Below are 16,268 nucleotides of genomic sequence, written 5' to 3'. Positions count from 1 at the left end.
CTCATACTCTCGCTTCGCTCAACAACATGCTTCTCAGCTTAAACTATACCAATCACTTGCCACCACAACAGGCTAAGAGGTGTTAACACCAACAGTGTGATAATAAAAAGCAGCACGCATAGCTTACTAATCTTACCTAGGGGTAAATTACCTAACTGCATTGCCGCGATTAATGGCGGCGCCTGATAAGGCAAAAACACATTCGAAAATGCCAATACCTGAGTCATTAATACGGCGCTCAGTGATAACCCGGTCAGTTGTGCCATATCAGCCGCCAGCGGAGTCATTACCGCAGGTACCCCAGGTAAATTCGTCAACATAGCCACCAAAGTCGAAATGCCTGTCAGCGCTACTAAATTGCTTAACTCGCCCATCTCTGCAAACGGAATATAGCCACTCAGGGACTCAACAACTGCCGCGCCCAACCCTACATGAGAAATAACTGCACCCAGCCCGATCATAGCGGCAATAAAAATCAACGGAGCAAATTTAACAGTATCATTAATACAGCTTTTAGCCGTCAGACCAGCATATGGCCAAAGACACAGAAGGGCAGCGGCAAGCCCGATCCATGCCGGTGAAATACCGTGCAAACTATCAGTTATCCATAACGCCAGACACAGACTCAATAACAGCATTAAGTACCGCTCGGCACGGCTGACAGGCCGTTTATCATTAACAGCAGTCTTTTGAGCAATGGGTGCATGATCAGGAAAAACATGCTGAATCAAAAAAATCAGTACCAGTGCTTTAATTCCACCCAGAACAGGGAAGTGCACCAGCAGATATTCCCAATAGGTTAACTGCACGTCATACAGTGTCTCCGTCATACCTGACATCATCATATTCGGTAAGTTGGAAGGCAGAATAGTAAAGGCTGGCAGCCAGGTGCCAAATGCGGCTGCCGTAATCATACCGATTCTACCGTTACTGCCTGCGACATAACCCATGCTCTCAGATAAGACGATCACAATAGGCACAAACAGAGCAATTCGTCCCATAGAAGAGGGCATAATAAAGGCCAGAATCAGACCAAAACTGACGATTCCGGTAAGCGTACCCAGATAGGAGTTACCCGTCATTCTCGAAAGAACAGCACTAGCACGGTTCCCCAGTCCGGTATAACGAATCGCAGCGCCCAGAATAACTCCGCTGAATAACAGCCAGAATCCTGAAGAATAAAAACCGGAAAAGACAACGTCAACCGGCGCTAACTGAGCAACACTGGCAACCAGAAAAAACACCAGTGCAGGCCAATACTCAGGCAAAGCGGCTGTCCCCCACAAACCGATACAAAAAATACTCAGCGCTGTGACAACCGCCATTTGTAACGGAAACGTCTGTGATACGCCGTAGCTAACAACGGCAGCAATCAGGCAGATAATGACGATCTGCCAACGGCTATCAAGCAACCAGTTAAATTGCCGGCGTAGGAAAAATGTTTGCGGTGAAAGAGGTTGGTTCATGCTGCGAAGGTACCCGTGATATTGATTCTGAAACAGCATCAATTTGCCACCTTCGCCCATTATAAAGCTATTCGTTTATCTGGAAGACTGCCCTCAGCGATACTGAGGGCAGTATAAATAACAACAAAGTTATAGCGTAAACTTACCTATCAGCCTTTCCAACACCTTCGCCTGGGAATGTAACTCCAGGCACAAGGATGAGGATTGCTGCATATTTTCTTTGGTGTTTTCTGCCGTATCAGAAATAACCACAATGGTCTGATTGATCTCTTCAGTCGCCAAAGACTGTTCCTGCGTTGCGATAGCAATCTGACTGTTCATCTGTGTCAGACTTACAATCTCATCTGAAATATTCAGTAATGTATGCCCGGTTTCAGACAATCTTTCAGCTGTTTGCCGAGTGCTTTCGCTACCCAGCTGAATAGAAGTAACAGCACCTGCTGCTTTAGCTTTGAGGCTGACAACCATAGAATTGATCTGCTCAGTAGACTCAGATGTACGCTGTGCGAGCGTACGAACCTCATCGGCAACCACCGCAAAACCACGCCCCTGTTCACCGGCTCTGGCGGCTTCGATTGCTGCATTGAGCGCCAATAAATTAGTCTGTTCAGATATACCTTTTATAACTTCAAGTACACTGGTTATAGACTCTATTTCTGCTGCTAGCTGATTAACGGACATCACCGAAGAACCTATTGATTGCTCCAATGCATTCATCTGTTCAATGGTGTTATTCACATAATCATTGCCCTGTAACAGCGCTGTCTGACTGGTTTCGGCAACATCAGAAGCCTGACCGGCATTATCAGCAATGCCTTTCACAGTTTGCTCCATTTCAGTCACAGCTGCGGCAACCGTCTGAGTACTGAACGACTGCTGCTCCGATAGTTCGGATGCACTACCAGCTTCTGCCGTTACCTGTTCGGCTATCGTTTTAACATTATTGGCGGTGTCCGATACCTGCATAAACATCGTGTGCAGTTGCTGCAAAAACAGATTGAACTGTTCTGCCAGAATACCGATTTCATTTCGTTCTTTAATCGGCAGTCTTGCTGTCAAATCACCATTATTAGCTGTCAGATCTTTCACTGCTTCACTGATCTGTTCGATAGGTCTGAAGATCTGATTCACCAGCACCCGCGCGAACATCAACCCGATCACCGCAATCAGTACACCCAGTAACACACTCTGCGCAATAGCACCGTTAATTGCCGCAAACAGCTCTTCCTTAGGTGTTTCAGCCACCAGATACCAATCCAGGGACTGCAACGGCATACCGGCGATCATATAGGTACTGCCACCACGTAATACTTCATTCACCGCACCATTACTGATGCTGTCCAGCTGTATCGAGCTACCAATCATTGCCTGATCAGGATGCAGCTTAATTTCTCCACTGGCATCCGTCAGATATACAAAGCCTGAAGTACCAACTTTATAGGCCTCAATCAGTGCCACCATTGAATCAAGAGAGCGGCCTACACCACCTATAGCCACCCGTTGGCCATCAATACTGATGGCATAATTAATAAAGACAGCCGCTTTATTAAGCGTTTTTTCGATATCCAGCGCCAACTCAAAGGGTTTGTCCGAGCGTAAAAAACTATAAAACCACTGATCGCCAGACGGACTTACCTGCCGGCTTAAACCGGTATCGGAGTAATAATTACGGCTTTTTTCAGAAACGATAAATGCAGATAACGCCTGGTTATTTGCCTTAATATTGCTGAGATATTCGCGTATTTTCTGATTATCATCAGAGTTTTCGCCCTCAATCATCCAGTCTCTGACAAAGGTATTTTCAGCCAGAGCCTTCGATGCCAATAACGGTCCCGCCAGTTCCAGCTCGATCGCATTACGAACTTCCTGTAGTGCTGTCGGCAAATCATCGCTGACCAGTTTCTCTGTCGCATGCTGTTTGATGTTATTCGAAAAAATAAAAATAGAAATTGCCAACGGAAGGACAATGGCAAGGATTAAACTGAGGTACAACTTCTTCTTTAACTGCATAAATTACCCGCCTGATTAATGCTACCAGCGAGTGAACATAACAAAGCAACAATAGTTAATACAAAACTACCGTTTTCTGTATACAAAAAATATCTTATTTATAAAACGAAGCTGCTCGTAAATCAGCTCTGATCATCATTAAATAACCTGTAATAAAATGCTGTGCACAGCATTGCTGCCTGCTCACCAAAAAAAGAAAGAATGAAAGAAAAAGAGCAGAAAGAATGGCTAGAAGAGAAAGAAAGAGGGGACAACTTAAACAATGAAACACATGGCAATAATGCGTCAGACCTATCTGATGCCAAAAACTTAGCCCTGCTGCAACGGTCCGAAATCTGTAATGTTATTCACGGCTTCTGCTGCTGCAACATCTGTCAGGCCAGCACATATAGCCTCTACCAAAGCTCTATGACTGCTGCCGACAACTGCCGGATCAAAACTCTGATTAGACACCGAAATATAGCTCAGCAGCTGATTTTCAATTAACTGATACTGCTTTGCCAAACGCCCATGGCCAGACAGATCAATAATCGTTTTATGCAGCGCTAAATCTGCCCGGGTTATCTCACCGAAATCTGCAGCTTCACAACAGGCCAGCAAATTCGCGTAAGCACGCTGTAATTTCTCTACGCCCACCGGACTGATTTTTTCTGCTGCAAGACGTGCAGCCATACTTTCAAGTGTGGACCTCAGGGTATACAGCTCCCAGATATCCTGATCATCCAGCTGTGATACAGACCAACCGGCATAAGGTACCTGAGTAATCAGGCTTTCAGCTCCAAGCTGATGTAACGCGATACGAATAGTACCTCTGGAAAGTCCGTATTCCTTAGCCAGAGATGTTTCAACCAAACGGGTGCCTGGTGTCAGTTCACCTTTAATAATGTCTTCCCGGATCAGCTCAGCAGCCTGATCTTCGAGACTACGCTTATTTATCAGTGCTGATTTATTCATGCTTCGTAAACGTCCAATGCCTGTTACAGATTGTCAGACAATGTTACCCGAATCAGAAATCTATGCGTAGATATTCCCCCTGTATTTACCCTAAATCCAGATACAAAAAAGCAGCCCGAAGGCTGCCTTATTATTCTGATAACTAATGCCGTCATCAGTCTCGCCAGAAATTAGCTGTATTCAGGCAAGTTGAAAGCCTGACGGTAGCCAAACAATGCCTGGCTGCCACCAGTGTGCAGGAAGACAATGTTTTCAGCATCGGCAAAATGACCTTTACGAATCAAATCGATAAAACCAGCTGCACCTTTTGCGGAATACACAGGGTCCAGCAGAATTGATTCCTGCTGCGCAAACAACTCAATCGCTTCAATGCCACTCTCAGTTGGAATACCGTAGCCTTCACCAACGTAGTTGCAGTTCGCAACAACGTCTTCACGCTTCACCGCGCCCGGAATATTCAAATACTCAGCGGTTGCCTGTGCCAGCTTAAAGACATTACCTTCCTGGGTTTCCTGGGGTGCCCGAACACCAATACCCAAAACTGGAATCTGGCTGTTTGTCGCAACCAGACCTGTTACCAAACCAGCCTGAGTACCTGCGCTGCCTGTCGCATGTACCAAATGATCGATTTTCAGCTGCATGTCATTCGCCTGCGTCAGCAACTCGATAGCCGCATTCACATAGCCCAGTGCACCAACAGTATTTGATCCGCCACCTGGTACGATATAAGGCTTCTTGCCTTTAGCACGCAGCTCAGAGGCAAGTTCTTCCATAGCCGCATTCATATCAGTTGCAGCAGGGAATTTACTCAGTGACGCGCCGAACAACTGATCAAGCAGTACGTTACCGTTGTAGTTGTAATCAACATCTTTGCTGCCGGTACGGTCTTCTAACAAAATATGGCATTCCATACCCATCTTGGCGGCAATGGCAGCTGTCTGGCGGGCATGGTTGGACTGTGTAGCCCCCTGAGTAATGATGGTATCCGCTTGCTGCGCGATTGCTTCACCCATCAGGAATTCCAGTTTCCGGGTTTTGTTACCGCCACCAGCCAGTCCGGTACAGTCATCACGCTTAATCCATAAATTCGGACCGCCAAGTAATTTACTTAGGTTTGGCATTGGTTCCAGCGGCGTGGCCAGGTGAGCAAATTGTAAACGGGGGAAACGGGATAAGTGCATCTGAATACTCCGGTCTGAATGGGTGATTAGCGCTGTACACACGTCAGGCTAAGTGTCCGGTTATATTAGAAGCAGGGCTGAAGGCTTGACCAATGCTGTTTTTCGTATACTTTGGTACTTTTCGGCATGTTCTTTTTTTGACTGCTTTTCTGAACTGACTCAGCGGCTGCCCAAACCTTCCAGGAGACCGGTATTATGGAATTGAAATGGTTAGAAGATTTTCTCGCGCTGGTTGAGTTTGGTAAGTTTGCCAAAGCCGCTGAATACCGCTGTGTTACCCAACCGGCCTTTGGGCGGCGTATCCGAAGCCTTGAAAACTGGCTGGGGGTCGAGCTGGTTGATCGCCAGCAATATCCCACTGCGCTCACTGAAACGGGTGAAGCATTCATTCCACAGGCGCGGCAATGGGTCGATGATTTTTACACAACCCGGGCAAAATTACGCAGCCGTGAAGCAGGCAATAAGCGGGTAATTTTCGCTGCTCAGCATTCTTTAACTGCAGCATTTTTTCCTGAATGGGTGAAGACCTTAAGCGCACTGCCCGAAGATGCTCACATCCGGCTTGATGCTCACAACCTGCATGACTGCCTTGATACTCTATTATCCGGACAATGTGATTTTCTACTCTGTTATCACTCAGCGCATATATTCCCCCAACTCGAAGGTGAAGCAATTCTGAGCCAGCAAGTGGGGGAAGACCGTCTGATACCGGTGTCAGCACCTGATACCCAGGGACAGCCGTTACATTCACCTGAATATCCTGGCCCTGTGGCATTACTGAACTACCCGGAAGAATCTTTTTTCGGACGCTTAATTCAACGCGACTGTCTGCCAGGCATGGATTTTCAGCTGCAGTATGAAAACGCGCTGGTGGAAGGTTTGAAAGCACTCGCCATATCCGGCAACGGACTGGCATGGCTGCCTGAAAAAGTTATTGCCCGGGAGCTACAGCAGGGCAGTCTTATCCGGATAAATAAGCAACTGCCGCAACTGGCCTTAAAAATCATGCTTTATCGCAGTGACAGCGCAGAGCAACCAGTCATTGATACTATCTGGCAGCAAGTATTATCTGAGGCGCAAACATCATTCTAAAAATAGACTTCTCCGGCCATCTCAAGGGTAGTTTCTTTCACCGCGTTTTCCCGGGGCGACTCGGCTGCATGATGGTTGTATAAACGAATATCAAACTGAATATCCCAGTGCTCCCCACCAGCACGGCACAACCTGCCATCCTGTAACTCTGTTTTGATCGAAGAATGAGGTAACCAGGCAAAGCCTAGCCCCTCCAGAGCCATTGATTTCAACGTATGTGAAAAAGCATTCTCATAACGACGGGACAAGTAACTGGTGTGATCTTTATCCTGTAACAGATGATCAACCGCCTGGCCAAAAATTGAGTCATGAGTATAAGCAACGAAGGGAACCGGTTCACTGATATCACCGGGTAGCTGGAACACAGGTTTGTTGTTCGCAGCAACAGCGGACACCGGCACCAATGAATCGGTCGCGATAGTGGTATAGGTAAATTTCTGATCGTCTATCGGCAGATTAATCGCCGGATGCGCGTAGCAGAACATGTAATCCACATGTCCCTGTGTCAGCAAATCGATACAGTCACTCAGTTTTTCTGAAATCAGCCTGACGTATACCGAATCCAAGCGGGTTTCTAAACGCTTCACCCAACTCAGAAAAAAAGTTTGCGCTATCGAGTTCTGCGCAGCAACTGTAATTTCATTATCACCATTTGCACCTAAAGCCCTGACGGCTTCTCTGGCGTTATACAGGCGCCGCAAAATAGCCTCCGCTTCAGTGACAAAAGCATCCCCCTGCGGGGTTAAGGCAAAACCGTTACTGTCGCGGTTAATCAATGGCGTACCTAACCATTCTTCCAGCGCTTTTATACGTCGGCTAAGCGCCGACTGCGTAACGTGACGTTGCCGGGAAGCAGCTGTGAAATTCTGCAAAGTAGCCAGACAAACAAAGTCTTCAAGAAGTTTGATATCCACGGGTTTTCCGTCTCTGAGTGACTTATCAGGTGTAATTACCATGCCTGAGGCTCACTCAGCGTGCAAGAGTGGGTCGGATTAAAGTGCCCATTCCTGCTTTAAATGTCGTTCCCGTAACCGTCTAATATTTATAGACTTTTTATTTTTTCATTCCGAAGCTCTCTCCTAAAAACCACCTGCTGATTATCCCTCTAATCTGTTGGGTCTTTGCAAATTCGGAATAGCAGCAGTCCGAATGAGCATTGGCCAAGCACAAAAAAATAATCGAATACTGATAGGCATACGCCAGTGTCGTTTTTCCTGCCTGAGCGTGTGAAGCGTAAAAAATAACAATAAACAGGAGGTTCTGATGAACACCAAATCTTTACGAAAGAGTGTTATCGCCGGTGCGGTCATGCTGGCAGTATCCAGCGGTATGGTTCAGGCAAAAGAAACTATTCGCTTATCAACTTACGTAAATGAATCCGATATTCGCTACGAAGGTTTTCAAAAATTTGCAGAGCTGGCCAGTGAGAAATCGAATGGCGATCTGGATGTGCAAATATTCCCATCAGCGACTCTGCATGGCTGGAGTGAAGGTGTTGATTCAGTACAGGGCGGTGTCTCCGATGTTAGCTGGATTCCTGCCGACAAACGCCTTGGTTGCTACCGTGTCACCTCGCTTTACCCTGTTGCAGTCAGCCTGGAAAACCAGATCGCACTGGATGCCGAATACGCAGAACTTATACGCGATGAAGCAGCTAACGTAGGTCTCGTCCCCCTCATTAACTCGAACTACTCCTACGACCAGGAATGGTGGTTTGAAGAGCCTATCGATTCTCTGGATAACCTTGACGGAAAGCTGGTACGTTCCATAGGCCCTCTGGTTAGCAGCATGATTGAAGCCTGGGGTGGCCAGCCAGTATTTGTTGCACCACGTGAAGTATTCCAGTCTGCAGAACGGGGCGTCGTCGACGGCATTAACATGGGCGTTGCCACTTACAGCTCGTGGAAACTCTGGAACGTTATGCCATACATGGTTAACGCTAATCTGTTCTACGGCAACATCATGTACATGATGAACAAGGATAAATTCGACAGCCTGAGTCCGGATAACCAGAAAGCACTAATGGCCGCCGCTAATGAAGCAGAACAATGGTTAAAACCCCGTTACGAAGACTGGGTTGACCAGCGTGTTGGCAATGCGGTTATGAAAGGACAGGGCGCAGCCGTCAGTGTATCTCAGGAACAACGGCACAAGCTGATAGACAGTGTTCAGGCCAGCTGGGATGAACAGGTAAATGCTGAGTGTGGCCAGCCTATGGCCGACAAAGTCAGAGCTTTATTTGCGAAGCACGCAAACTAAGTTTAACGGCTAATCGGATTGGAGGTCTTGGTATGCAACAGACATGTGCAGCGGGTCTTGAGCGACTTGCAAAAATACTGCTGTATTGCGGCGCAGCACTCGTCATCGTACAGGCATTTTGGATAAGTTACGGGGTTTTTGTGCGCTATGTACTGAACCAGCCAGACAGGATGGTTACTGAAGCAACAGCACTGATGCTGGTACCCGTCGCATTCTTTGGACTGGCCTATGCATTAAGCATTGATGCTTATCCAAAAGTCACGCTGTTACGCGATGCTCTGGCAAAACCTGTTCAACGCATTATTGACCGGTTGAATTTACTGGTCATGGTTTTAATCGGTGCGTTTTTCAGCGTTGCTGCCTGTGAAGCTGCATACCGGGCTTTCCATTCCGGCGCGGCCTCTGAAATTTTACTCTGGCCAAGGTTTTATTTCTGGATTCCAGTCGCGTTATCACTGCTCAGTTTTACCTTACTGGCACTGGTACGTTTGCTGATTTACAAGCACCCGGATGATCTTGAGCCTAACAGTCAGGAGACCGAATAATGGAGTGGTATACCGTTGGTTTAGGTTTGCTGGGATTACTGGTGTTTTTTATCGCAATTGGTTTACCTATACCTTTTGCGCTGGCGGCAGCATCAATTCCGTTTTTGCTAAGTATTCAAAGTCTGTCGACTTCACTGATCACCGCAGAGCTGAAACTCTGGGGTGTATGGGTCGATTATATTCTGCTCGCCGTACCTTTATTTGTACTGCTTGGAGAACTCATAGGGCGCTCCGCAATAGGCCCTAATCTGTTCTGGTTTATGCACAGTAAAGTGCCAATTAAAGGTGCTGCAGCATATGGCAGTATTGGTGCCTGCGCTGGCTTCGGTGCCGTATGTGGCTCCAGCATGGTTGGCTCACTGACAATCGGTGGTGTCGCCTTACCTGAGATGTTAAAGCTCGGCTACGGCAAGCGCTTATCCAGCGGAGTTCTGGCTGCCGGCGGTACCCTGAGTGTATTAATTCCGCCCAGCCTGATATTGCTGTTCTATGGCATAGTGACCGATCAGTCGATTGGCGAATTATTCATCGCCGGTATCATCCCGGGTGTCATTCTGGTGTCATTTTTTGTCATCATCGTTGCTATCTGGGGGTGGTTATACCCTAAAGATATACCGTCTCAGGATGACAGTGTCCCGATTCCATGGGGGCTGGCGTTAAGTGCCGTACTCCCGGTCATTCTTATCGGCCTGATCATCACTGTTTCAATTTACACCGGTATCGCCACACCCACAGAAGCCGCTGCGGTTTCCTGTGTAGCAACACTGATACTCGCGTTTACAGTCGGCGGGCTTAACGTCCAGGGATTTTTGGAAGCTCTGAAATCAACCATGAAAACCATGGGATATCTGGGCCTGCTTCTTTCCGCAGGGGTCCTGTTTGGTTTTGTCATGACCTATTACCGGGTGCCACAGCAGTTCACTAACTTATTTATAGCCATGGAGCTGTCACCGTATTTAGTCCTGCTGGTCATCATCGTTTTTTACATCATTCTCGGTATGTTTCTGGAACCGGTTTCGATGACGTTCATTACCTTACCGACGCTGTACCCACTGGTATCAGCTGCCGGGTTTGATCTCATCTGGTTCGGTGTCATTTACACCATCACGATGGAGGTCGCCGTACTCACACCCCCGGTAGGATTGAATCTGTATGTCATTCAGGCACTGGCACGCAAACAGATAACCATAGGTGACGTAATGATTGGCTGCCTGCCGTTTATTGGCTCTCTGGTGGTGTTGTTAGGACTGATGATCTGGTTCCCTGAAATAGCGTTATGGCTACCGGATATCATGGATTAGGAGATAAATTATGGGCTGTATCCGCGTAGGTAAGGGTGCTGCATTAGTATTTGTACATGGATTTTTGAGCGGTCTCTCATATTGGGAGAAGCAGATAGAAGGGCTCAGTAACCACTTTGAAGTTATTGCCATGGACTTACCGGGCTACGGTGGCGAAACCGAGTTAACTGGCTGTGATAAAGTCGCTGATTTCGCGGATGCAGTATTAGCCCGGCTGGATGCCATCGGCATTAGCAGCTTCCATCTGGTCGGTCACTCTATGGGGGGCATGATCGCCCAGGAGATCGCACTCAAAGCACCGGACAGAGTTAACCGGCTGGTACTTTACGGAACAGGCCCGATGGGAGACCTGCCCGGGCGTTTCGAACCATTAGAGACATCGCGACAGAAAGTGCTACAGGATGGCACTGAAGAAGCGAAAGCCTATACCGTAGAAAGCTGGTTTATAAAAGGGAAGCAAGACGACCACTATACTTCGGGGATGGCGCTCGCTCAGCCTGTTTCATTACAGTCTTACGTTAACGCCTTAAAGGCCATGAATGACTGGAGCTCGGTAGAACGCCTGAGTCAGATCCAGTCGCCAACACTGGTGGTATGGGGAGACAAAGACAGAAGCTATATATGGCAACAGCCGCACACTTTGTGGGAAAACATAGATGATACAAATCTTGCCGTATTACCGGGCTGTTCGCATAACGCCCACCTTGAGAAACCAGAGCTGTTTAATCAGATAATCCGGGACTTTCTTATTAAGAATATTGGCCAGTCAGGTATCACCAAAGATAGCTAAGACTGACATTGCAGATACACGGTTTAAACCTTTAGTGACAAAAAGCAGCCATCCGGCTGCTTTTTTACGCGTTAAACAAAACATATTCTTAAATGACTGTTACACATTAAGGCGATCAAGCATCATTTTTTAAGGCACAAATTACTGACAAATCAACAGGCAGCACAGCTAAGAAAAGCTGTTCACATCCATTCACAGAAATGCCATTATCCTTGCAGATTCTCTGCTCATATATGCTGTATTAATCTGCACAGCTGATTTCACCGTCACTTTTAAAAATAAAACAAATATGAAAAAAGATGCCTTAGATATTATAGATATACGTATCTTATCTGTGTTACAGCAACACGGTAAAACCAGTAAATCACAACTGGCAGAGTTGGTGAATCTGTCGCCTACACCTTGCTGGGTTCGCTTAAATAAACTGAAACGTTCAGGATTAATTATTGGCTACAAAACTGAAATTGATCTTGAGCGTATCGCTGATCTGACAAAAGTAGTTGTCACTATTTCTCTGAAAACACATCAGAAATCTGACTTCGACCGTTTTGAAGCTTACATACAGAAAATTGATGAAGTCATAGAGTGTGACGCTACCGGTGGCGGATCAGATTACGTTATGAAAGTTATTACCCGCAACCTGAGCGACTTTCAGAATCTGATTGATCAGCTGTTAACAGCAGAAATAGGCATCGACCGTTACTTTATTTACATACTCACACGAAAGATAAAATCCTCAGTGCCTAATCTGCCAAAACTTCTGAACGTCCCGCATTCAAAGTAAACTGATCACCCGTCTTCTATACGCCGCCGCAAGTTCCAGCACCAGGTTTTACAAGCCCGAGTCATGATTCCGTCCATCTATGGGATCAATTTCCGTTACTTAAGTCCGAATGGTCTTAATAAGCTGCAGATTAAGTCTTAACTGTCTCAGTGCTACGCGTCTTTAGCCCACCTAAATCACTGCTCTGTCATATGCTGATAAACATAGAGTCTGGCAGGAAGTTTGCCGTTTCAGACTCGTTAACACACATATAAGGATAAGAAAGTGACGACACAAAAAGAGTTCGGCTTTGGTACACAGATCAGAAAATCTCCTTACTTTGACGCTACTGTACGCTGGGGCGCGAAAGACTTTTCGGTCTATAACCATATGTATATCCCCAGAGACTTCGGTAACCCGGTAGAAAATTTCTGGAATCTGGTGAATCACGCCATTCTTTGTGACGTAGCGGTAGAGCGTCAGGTAGAAATAACCGGGCCAGATGCAGCAAAGTTTGTACAGCTGTTAACCCCGCGTGATCTCTCAAAATGCGCCGTGGGCCAGTGCAAATATGTACTGCTTACCAATGCTGAGGGCGGCATCCTCAATGATCCAATTCTGCTTCGCCTGGCAGAGAATCATTTCTGGATCTCACTGGCCGATAGCGATGTCTTATTTTGGGCGCAGGGCGTCGCAGTAAACTCGGGTCTGGACGTAACCATTTGTGAGCCAGATGTTTCACCCTTGCAGCTACAGGGCCCAAAATCCGGTGAAGTCATGCAGGCTTTATTTGGCGACAGCATTACAGATTTGAAATATTACTGGCTGCAAGAATACGATCTTGATGGTATCCCGCTAATTGTGTCCCGTACTGGCTGGTCCAGTGAGCTTGGTTACGAGCTATACCTGCGTGACAACTCAAAAGGGGATGAGCTGTGGGAAAAAATCATGACAGCAGGGCAGCCTTTTGGCCTGCAACCGGGCCATACATCCTCAATCCGCCGTATTGAAGGCGGTATGCTGTCTTACCATGCCGATATGGACATCAAAACCAACCCGTACGAGTTAGGCATGGACCGGCTGATAGATCTGAATGCTGATTTCCATTTTATTGGTAAACCTGCGCTACAAAAAGTGCGCCAGGATGGCGTTAGCCGCCGGCATGTTGGCTTAATCATCGACGGTCCGGCTATAACGGGATCAAACACCCGCTACTGGCCTTTAGAGTCAGAAGGTCAGCAAATCGGTAAAGTGACATCAGCCATCTTTTCACCTCGCCTGGAAAAGAATATTGCACTGGCAATGGTCGATACTGAATTTGCCCCAACCGGTACCGTTCTCAAAGTTAAAACGCCAAACGGCGATATAACTGCAACAGTTGCTGAAAAGCCGTTCTTTGATCCAAAAAAACAATTAGCAGCCAGCTAATCAAAACGACGCAAGGCAGGGTATCTGAATATGACCACCAATAACCTGAACGCAGAACCGATTGTGTTAGCCAACAACAACGCGCAAGGCATACTCCGGCTTACGATGAACAACCCTGCCAGGCGTAATGCCTTATCTGAGGCAATGTTAACCCAGCTCAGTCAGGCACTGAATGATGCCGCTGAAAACCCGGCTGTCAGAGTCATCGTAGTGGCAGCCAACGGCCCGGTATTCTGTGCCGGACACGACCTCAAAGAGTTAACGCTGGGACGTCAGGATGCTGATAATGGTCGTGATTATTTTGGCAAAATTATGTCTATGTGCAGCACCACAATGCAAGCCATTGTGAATAATCCCAAACCGGTTATTGCCGAAGTTTCTGGCGTGGCTACGGCAGCAGGCTGTCAGTTGGTAGCCAGTTGTGATCTGGCATATGCCAGCGATTCAGCAGTATTTAGCACACCTGGTGTAAATATCGGTTTGTTTTGCTCAACACCTATGGTGGCACTGTCCCGCAATATTGCCAATAAACATGCCATGGAAATGCTACTCACCGGCGATATGATTTCTGCACAGCGCGCCGCTGAAACCGGCCTGATAAACCGCATTGCTGATGCCAGTGAACTGACAACAACAGTCATGGATGTGGCAGGCAAAATTGCGGCTAAATCGAGTAAAACACTGGCAATAGGCAAGCAGGCATTTTACCAACAGCGTGAGCAATCCTTATCGCAAGCCTATGATTTTTGTGCGGATGTGATGGTTGAAAACATGCTCGCAAAAGATGCTGAAGAAGGCATTAATGCCTTTATTGAAAAGCGCGCACCGCAATGGAGTGATCAGTAAATGACTAATCCTTACAATCTCAACCTTGACCGCAATCCTGCGAACTTTCAGCCGCTGACACCTATCGGTTTTTTAGAGCGTGCAGCAAGCGTCTTTCCTGATCAGACAGCCATTATCCACGGCAATTTACGCAGAACTTACCAGCAATTTTATGCCCGTTCCCGGCAGCTAGCCTCAGCACTGGCCTCACAGAATATTAGCCGGGGGGACACAGTATCGGTCATGCTGGCAAATACGCCGGCCATGCTGGAATGTCATTATGGCGTTCCAATGTGTGGCGCTGTGCTGCACTCAATTAATACCCGTCTGGATCCGGCAACCGTTGCATTTCAGCTGGATCACGCAGACGCACGTATCGTTATTGTTGATACTGAATATATGCCCGTCATGCAGCAGGCATTAAAAACCGCTTCGGTTCAGCCATTGCTGATCGCTTATGACGATGTGGAATTCCAGGGTGAACGCAGCGTAACCTCTGCGCTAGATTATGAAGCCCTGCTGATAACAGGGGATGCAGAGTTTCAATGGCTGATGCCTGATGATGAGTGGGATGCTATCTCAATAAACTATACATCAGGCACCACTGGAGACCCCAAAGGCGTCGTCTCACACCACCGTGGAGCTTACTTACTAGCGCAGGGCAATGCTCTCACGACAGCAATGCAAAAACATGCCGTCTATTTATGGACGTTACCCATGTTTCATTGCAACGGCTGGTGCTTTCCCTGGACATTATCAGCGGTCGCAGGCACACATGTGTGTCTGCGCCAGGTAAGAGCAGATGCCATCTGGCATGCGTTCACCGAATATCAGGTTAGCCACCTTTGCGGCGCGCCCATTGTCATGTCATTAATTCTGGCGGAGCAACGATCACAGCAACCGTTACAGCGAATACAGTTTTTAACTGCCGCCGCACCGCCACCGGAAAAAACACTGACGGATATGAGTGCAGCAGGCTTCGACGTTGTTCACCTTTATGGTCTGACAGAAACCTATGGGCCAGCGGTCGTGAATGACTGGCATCAGCAATGGAATAACCTGCCAACCACTGAACAGGCAGGTCTGAAAGCCCGACAGGGCGTGCGCTACCTGCCATTAGAAGGCCTCGCCGTACTGAACCCGGAAACCATGCAGCCAGTGCCACATGATGGCCAGACTATTGGTGAAGTCATGTTTCGGGGCAATGTAGTCATGAAAGGCTATTTTAAAAACCCAGAGGCGACCCGGCAGGCGTTTTCTGGAGGCTGGTTTCATTCCGGCGACCTTGGCGTAATGCATCCGGATGGCTATATACAGCTGAAAGACCGCTCTAAAGACATCATCATTTCCGGAGGCGAAAACATTTCCTCAATCGAAGTCGAAGATGCCCTTTATAAACACCCCGAAGTCGCTGTTGTTGCTGTTGTTGCAATGCCCGATGTGAAGTGGGGTGAACGCCCCTGTGCATTCGTTGAACTGAAAGAGGGTGGCCAGGCAACCAGCCAGCAACTCATCAGTTGGTGCCGTGAACTGCTTGCCGGTTACAAAGTACCTGGCCACTTTGAGTTCTGTGCGATTCCCCGAACCTCTACCGGAAAGATTCAAAAATTCATGCTGCGTCAAACAGCAAGTGAAATCGCCAATAAGTAAGCAA

Annotated in this window: 14 protein-coding genes; 9 read left to right on the top strand and 5 right to left on the bottom strand. The window is 47.4% G+C overall.

Annotated elements, in window-relative coordinates:
- Positions 1 to 38: 38 nt before the first annotated feature.
- The 4 genes from OCU49_RS00165 to cuyA form a co-directional block, all read right to left on the bottom strand.
- On the bottom strand, positions 39 to 1,466 hold the full coding sequence (locus OCU49_RS00165; RefSeq protein WP_261843007.1) for an SLC13 family permease: 1,428 nt from the start codon (positions 1,464 to 1,466) through the stop codon (positions 39 to 41).
- Positions 1,467 to 1,595: 129 nt separating this feature from the next.
- On the bottom strand, positions 1,596 to 3,476 hold the full coding sequence (locus OCU49_RS00160; protein ID WP_261843006.1) for a methyl-accepting chemotaxis protein: 1,881 nt from the start codon (positions 3,474 to 3,476) through the stop codon (positions 1,596 to 1,598).
- 309 nt (positions 3,477 to 3,785) lie between these two features.
- Complete coding sequence (locus OCU49_RS00155) at positions 3,786 to 4,430, bottom strand: GntR family transcriptional regulator (RefSeq protein ID WP_261843005.1); 645 nt, start codon at positions 4,428 to 4,430, stop codon at positions 3,786 to 3,788.
- 170 nt (positions 4,431 to 4,600) lie between these two features.
- Complete coding sequence (cuyA, locus tag OCU49_RS00150; protein ID WP_261843004.1) at positions 4,601 to 5,611, bottom strand: D-cysteate sulfo-lyase; 1,011 nt, start codon at positions 5,609 to 5,611, stop codon at positions 4,601 to 4,603.
- 195 nt (positions 5,612 to 5,806) lie between these two features.
- Between cuyA and OCU49_RS00145 the strand changes: the two genes are divergently transcribed.
- On the top strand, positions 5,807 to 6,703 hold the full coding sequence (locus OCU49_RS00145) for a LysR substrate-binding domain-containing protein (RefSeq protein WP_261843003.1): 897 nt from the start codon (positions 5,807 to 5,809) through the stop codon (positions 6,701 to 6,703).
- Here OCU49_RS00145 and OCU49_RS00140 read toward each other — a convergent pair.
- Positions 6,700 to 7,617, bottom strand: coding sequence for a LysR family transcriptional regulator (locus OCU49_RS00140; protein ID WP_261843002.1), 918 nt, complete (start codon positions 7,615 to 7,617; stop codon positions 6,700 to 6,702). The genes OCU49_RS00145 and OCU49_RS00140 overlap by 4 nt on opposite strands.
- A 349-nt stretch (positions 7,618 to 7,966) precedes the next feature.
- Between OCU49_RS00140 and dctP the strand changes: the two genes are divergently transcribed.
- The 8 genes from dctP (at position 7,967) to OCU49_RS00100 (ending at position 16,264) form a co-directional block, all read left to right on the top strand.
- Positions 7,967 to 8,962 (top strand): TRAP transporter substrate-binding protein DctP, encoded by a 996-nt coding sequence (gene dctP, locus OCU49_RS00135; RefSeq protein WP_261843001.1) that lies wholly within the window; start codon positions 7,967 to 7,969, stop codon positions 8,960 to 8,962.
- A gap of 32 nt (positions 8,963 to 8,994) precedes the next feature.
- Positions 8,995 to 9,507, top strand: coding sequence for a TRAP transporter small permease (locus OCU49_RS00130; RefSeq protein WP_261843000.1), 513 nt, complete (start codon positions 8,995 to 8,997; stop codon positions 9,505 to 9,507).
- Positions 9,507 to 10,808, top strand: coding sequence for a TRAP transporter large permease (locus tag OCU49_RS00125; RefSeq protein WP_261842999.1), 1,302 nt, complete (start codon positions 9,507 to 9,509; stop codon positions 10,806 to 10,808). The genes OCU49_RS00130 and OCU49_RS00125 overlap by 1 nt, the downstream gene beginning before the upstream one ends.
- A 10-nt stretch (positions 10,809 to 10,818) precedes the next feature.
- Positions 10,819 to 11,598 (top strand): alpha/beta fold hydrolase, encoded by a 780-nt coding sequence (locus OCU49_RS00120; protein ID WP_261842998.1) that lies wholly within the window; start codon positions 10,819 to 10,821, stop codon positions 11,596 to 11,598.
- Between the two features lie 289 nt (positions 11,599 to 11,887).
- Positions 11,888 to 12,382 (top strand): Lrp/AsnC family transcriptional regulator, encoded by a 495-nt coding sequence (locus OCU49_RS00115; RefSeq protein ID WP_261842997.1) that lies wholly within the window; start codon positions 11,888 to 11,890, stop codon positions 12,380 to 12,382.
- Positions 12,383 to 12,646: 264 nt separating this feature from the next.
- On the top strand, positions 12,647 to 13,789 hold the full coding sequence (locus OCU49_RS00110; RefSeq protein WP_261842996.1) for a glycine cleavage T C-terminal barrel domain-containing protein: 1,143 nt from the start codon (positions 12,647 to 12,649) through the stop codon (positions 13,787 to 13,789).
- Between the two features lie 30 nt (positions 13,790 to 13,819).
- Positions 13,820 to 14,635, top strand: coding sequence for an enoyl-CoA hydratase (locus OCU49_RS00105; RefSeq protein ID WP_261842995.1), 816 nt, complete (start codon positions 13,820 to 13,822; stop codon positions 14,633 to 14,635).
- The gene (locus OCU49_RS00100; protein WP_261842994.1) at positions 14,636 to 16,264 is read left to right on the top strand and encodes an acyl-CoA synthetase; all 1,629 of its coding nucleotides are present in this window, start codon (positions 14,636 to 14,638) and stop codon (positions 16,262 to 16,264) included. It begins immediately after the preceding gene.
- Positions 16,265 to 16,268: the final 4 nt, after the last annotated feature.

The organism is Aliamphritea ceti (assembly GCF_024347215.1).
Lineage (GTDB): Bacteria > Pseudomonadota > Gammaproteobacteria > Pseudomonadales > Balneatricaceae > Amphritea > Amphritea ceti.
Note: the sequence above shows the minus strand (reverse complement) of the source record. Positions and strands in the feature narration are given on the sequence as shown.

Excerpts from the sequence above, each read along its gene's own strand:
- OCU49_RS00165 (WP_261843007.1), bottom strand. The coding sequence starts at position 1,466 with ATGAACCAACCTCTTTCACCGCAAACATTTTTCCTACGCCGGCAATTT.
- OCU49_RS00160 (WP_261843006.1), bottom strand. The coding sequence starts at position 3,476 with ATGCAGTTAAAGAAGAAGTTGTACCTCAGTTTAATCCTTGCCATTGTC.
- OCU49_RS00155 (WP_261843005.1), bottom strand. The coding sequence starts at position 4,430 with ATGAATAAATCAGCACTGATAAATAAGCGTAGTCTCGAAGATCAGGCT.
- cuyA (WP_261843004.1), bottom strand. The coding sequence starts at position 5,611 with ATGCACTTATCCCGTTTCCCCCGTTTACAATTTGCTCACCTGGCCACG.
- OCU49_RS00145 (WP_261843003.1), top strand. The coding sequence starts at position 5,807 with ATGGAATTGAAATGGTTAGAAGATTTTCTCGCGCTGGTTGAGTTTGGT.
- dctP (WP_261843001.1), top strand. The coding sequence starts at position 7,967 with ATGAACACCAAATCTTTACGAAAGAGTGTTATCGCCGGTGCGGTCATG.
- OCU49_RS00130 (WP_261843000.1), top strand. The coding sequence starts at position 8,995 with ATGCAACAGACATGTGCAGCGGGTCTTGAGCGACTTGCAAAAATACTG.
- OCU49_RS00125 (WP_261842999.1), top strand. The coding sequence starts at position 9,507 with ATGGAGTGGTATACCGTTGGTTTAGGTTTGCTGGGATTACTGGTGTTT.
- OCU49_RS00120 (WP_261842998.1), top strand. The coding sequence starts at position 10,819 with ATGGGCTGTATCCGCGTAGGTAAGGGTGCTGCATTAGTATTTGTACAT.
- OCU49_RS00115 (WP_261842997.1), top strand. The coding sequence starts at position 11,888 with ATGAAAAAAGATGCCTTAGATATTATAGATATACGTATCTTATCTGTG.
- OCU49_RS00105 (WP_261842995.1), top strand. The coding sequence starts at position 13,820 with ATGACCACCAATAACCTGAACGCAGAACCGATTGTGTTAGCCAACAAC.
- OCU49_RS00100 (WP_261842994.1), top strand. The coding sequence starts at position 14,636 with ATGACTAATCCTTACAATCTCAACCTTGACCGCAATCCTGCGAACTTT.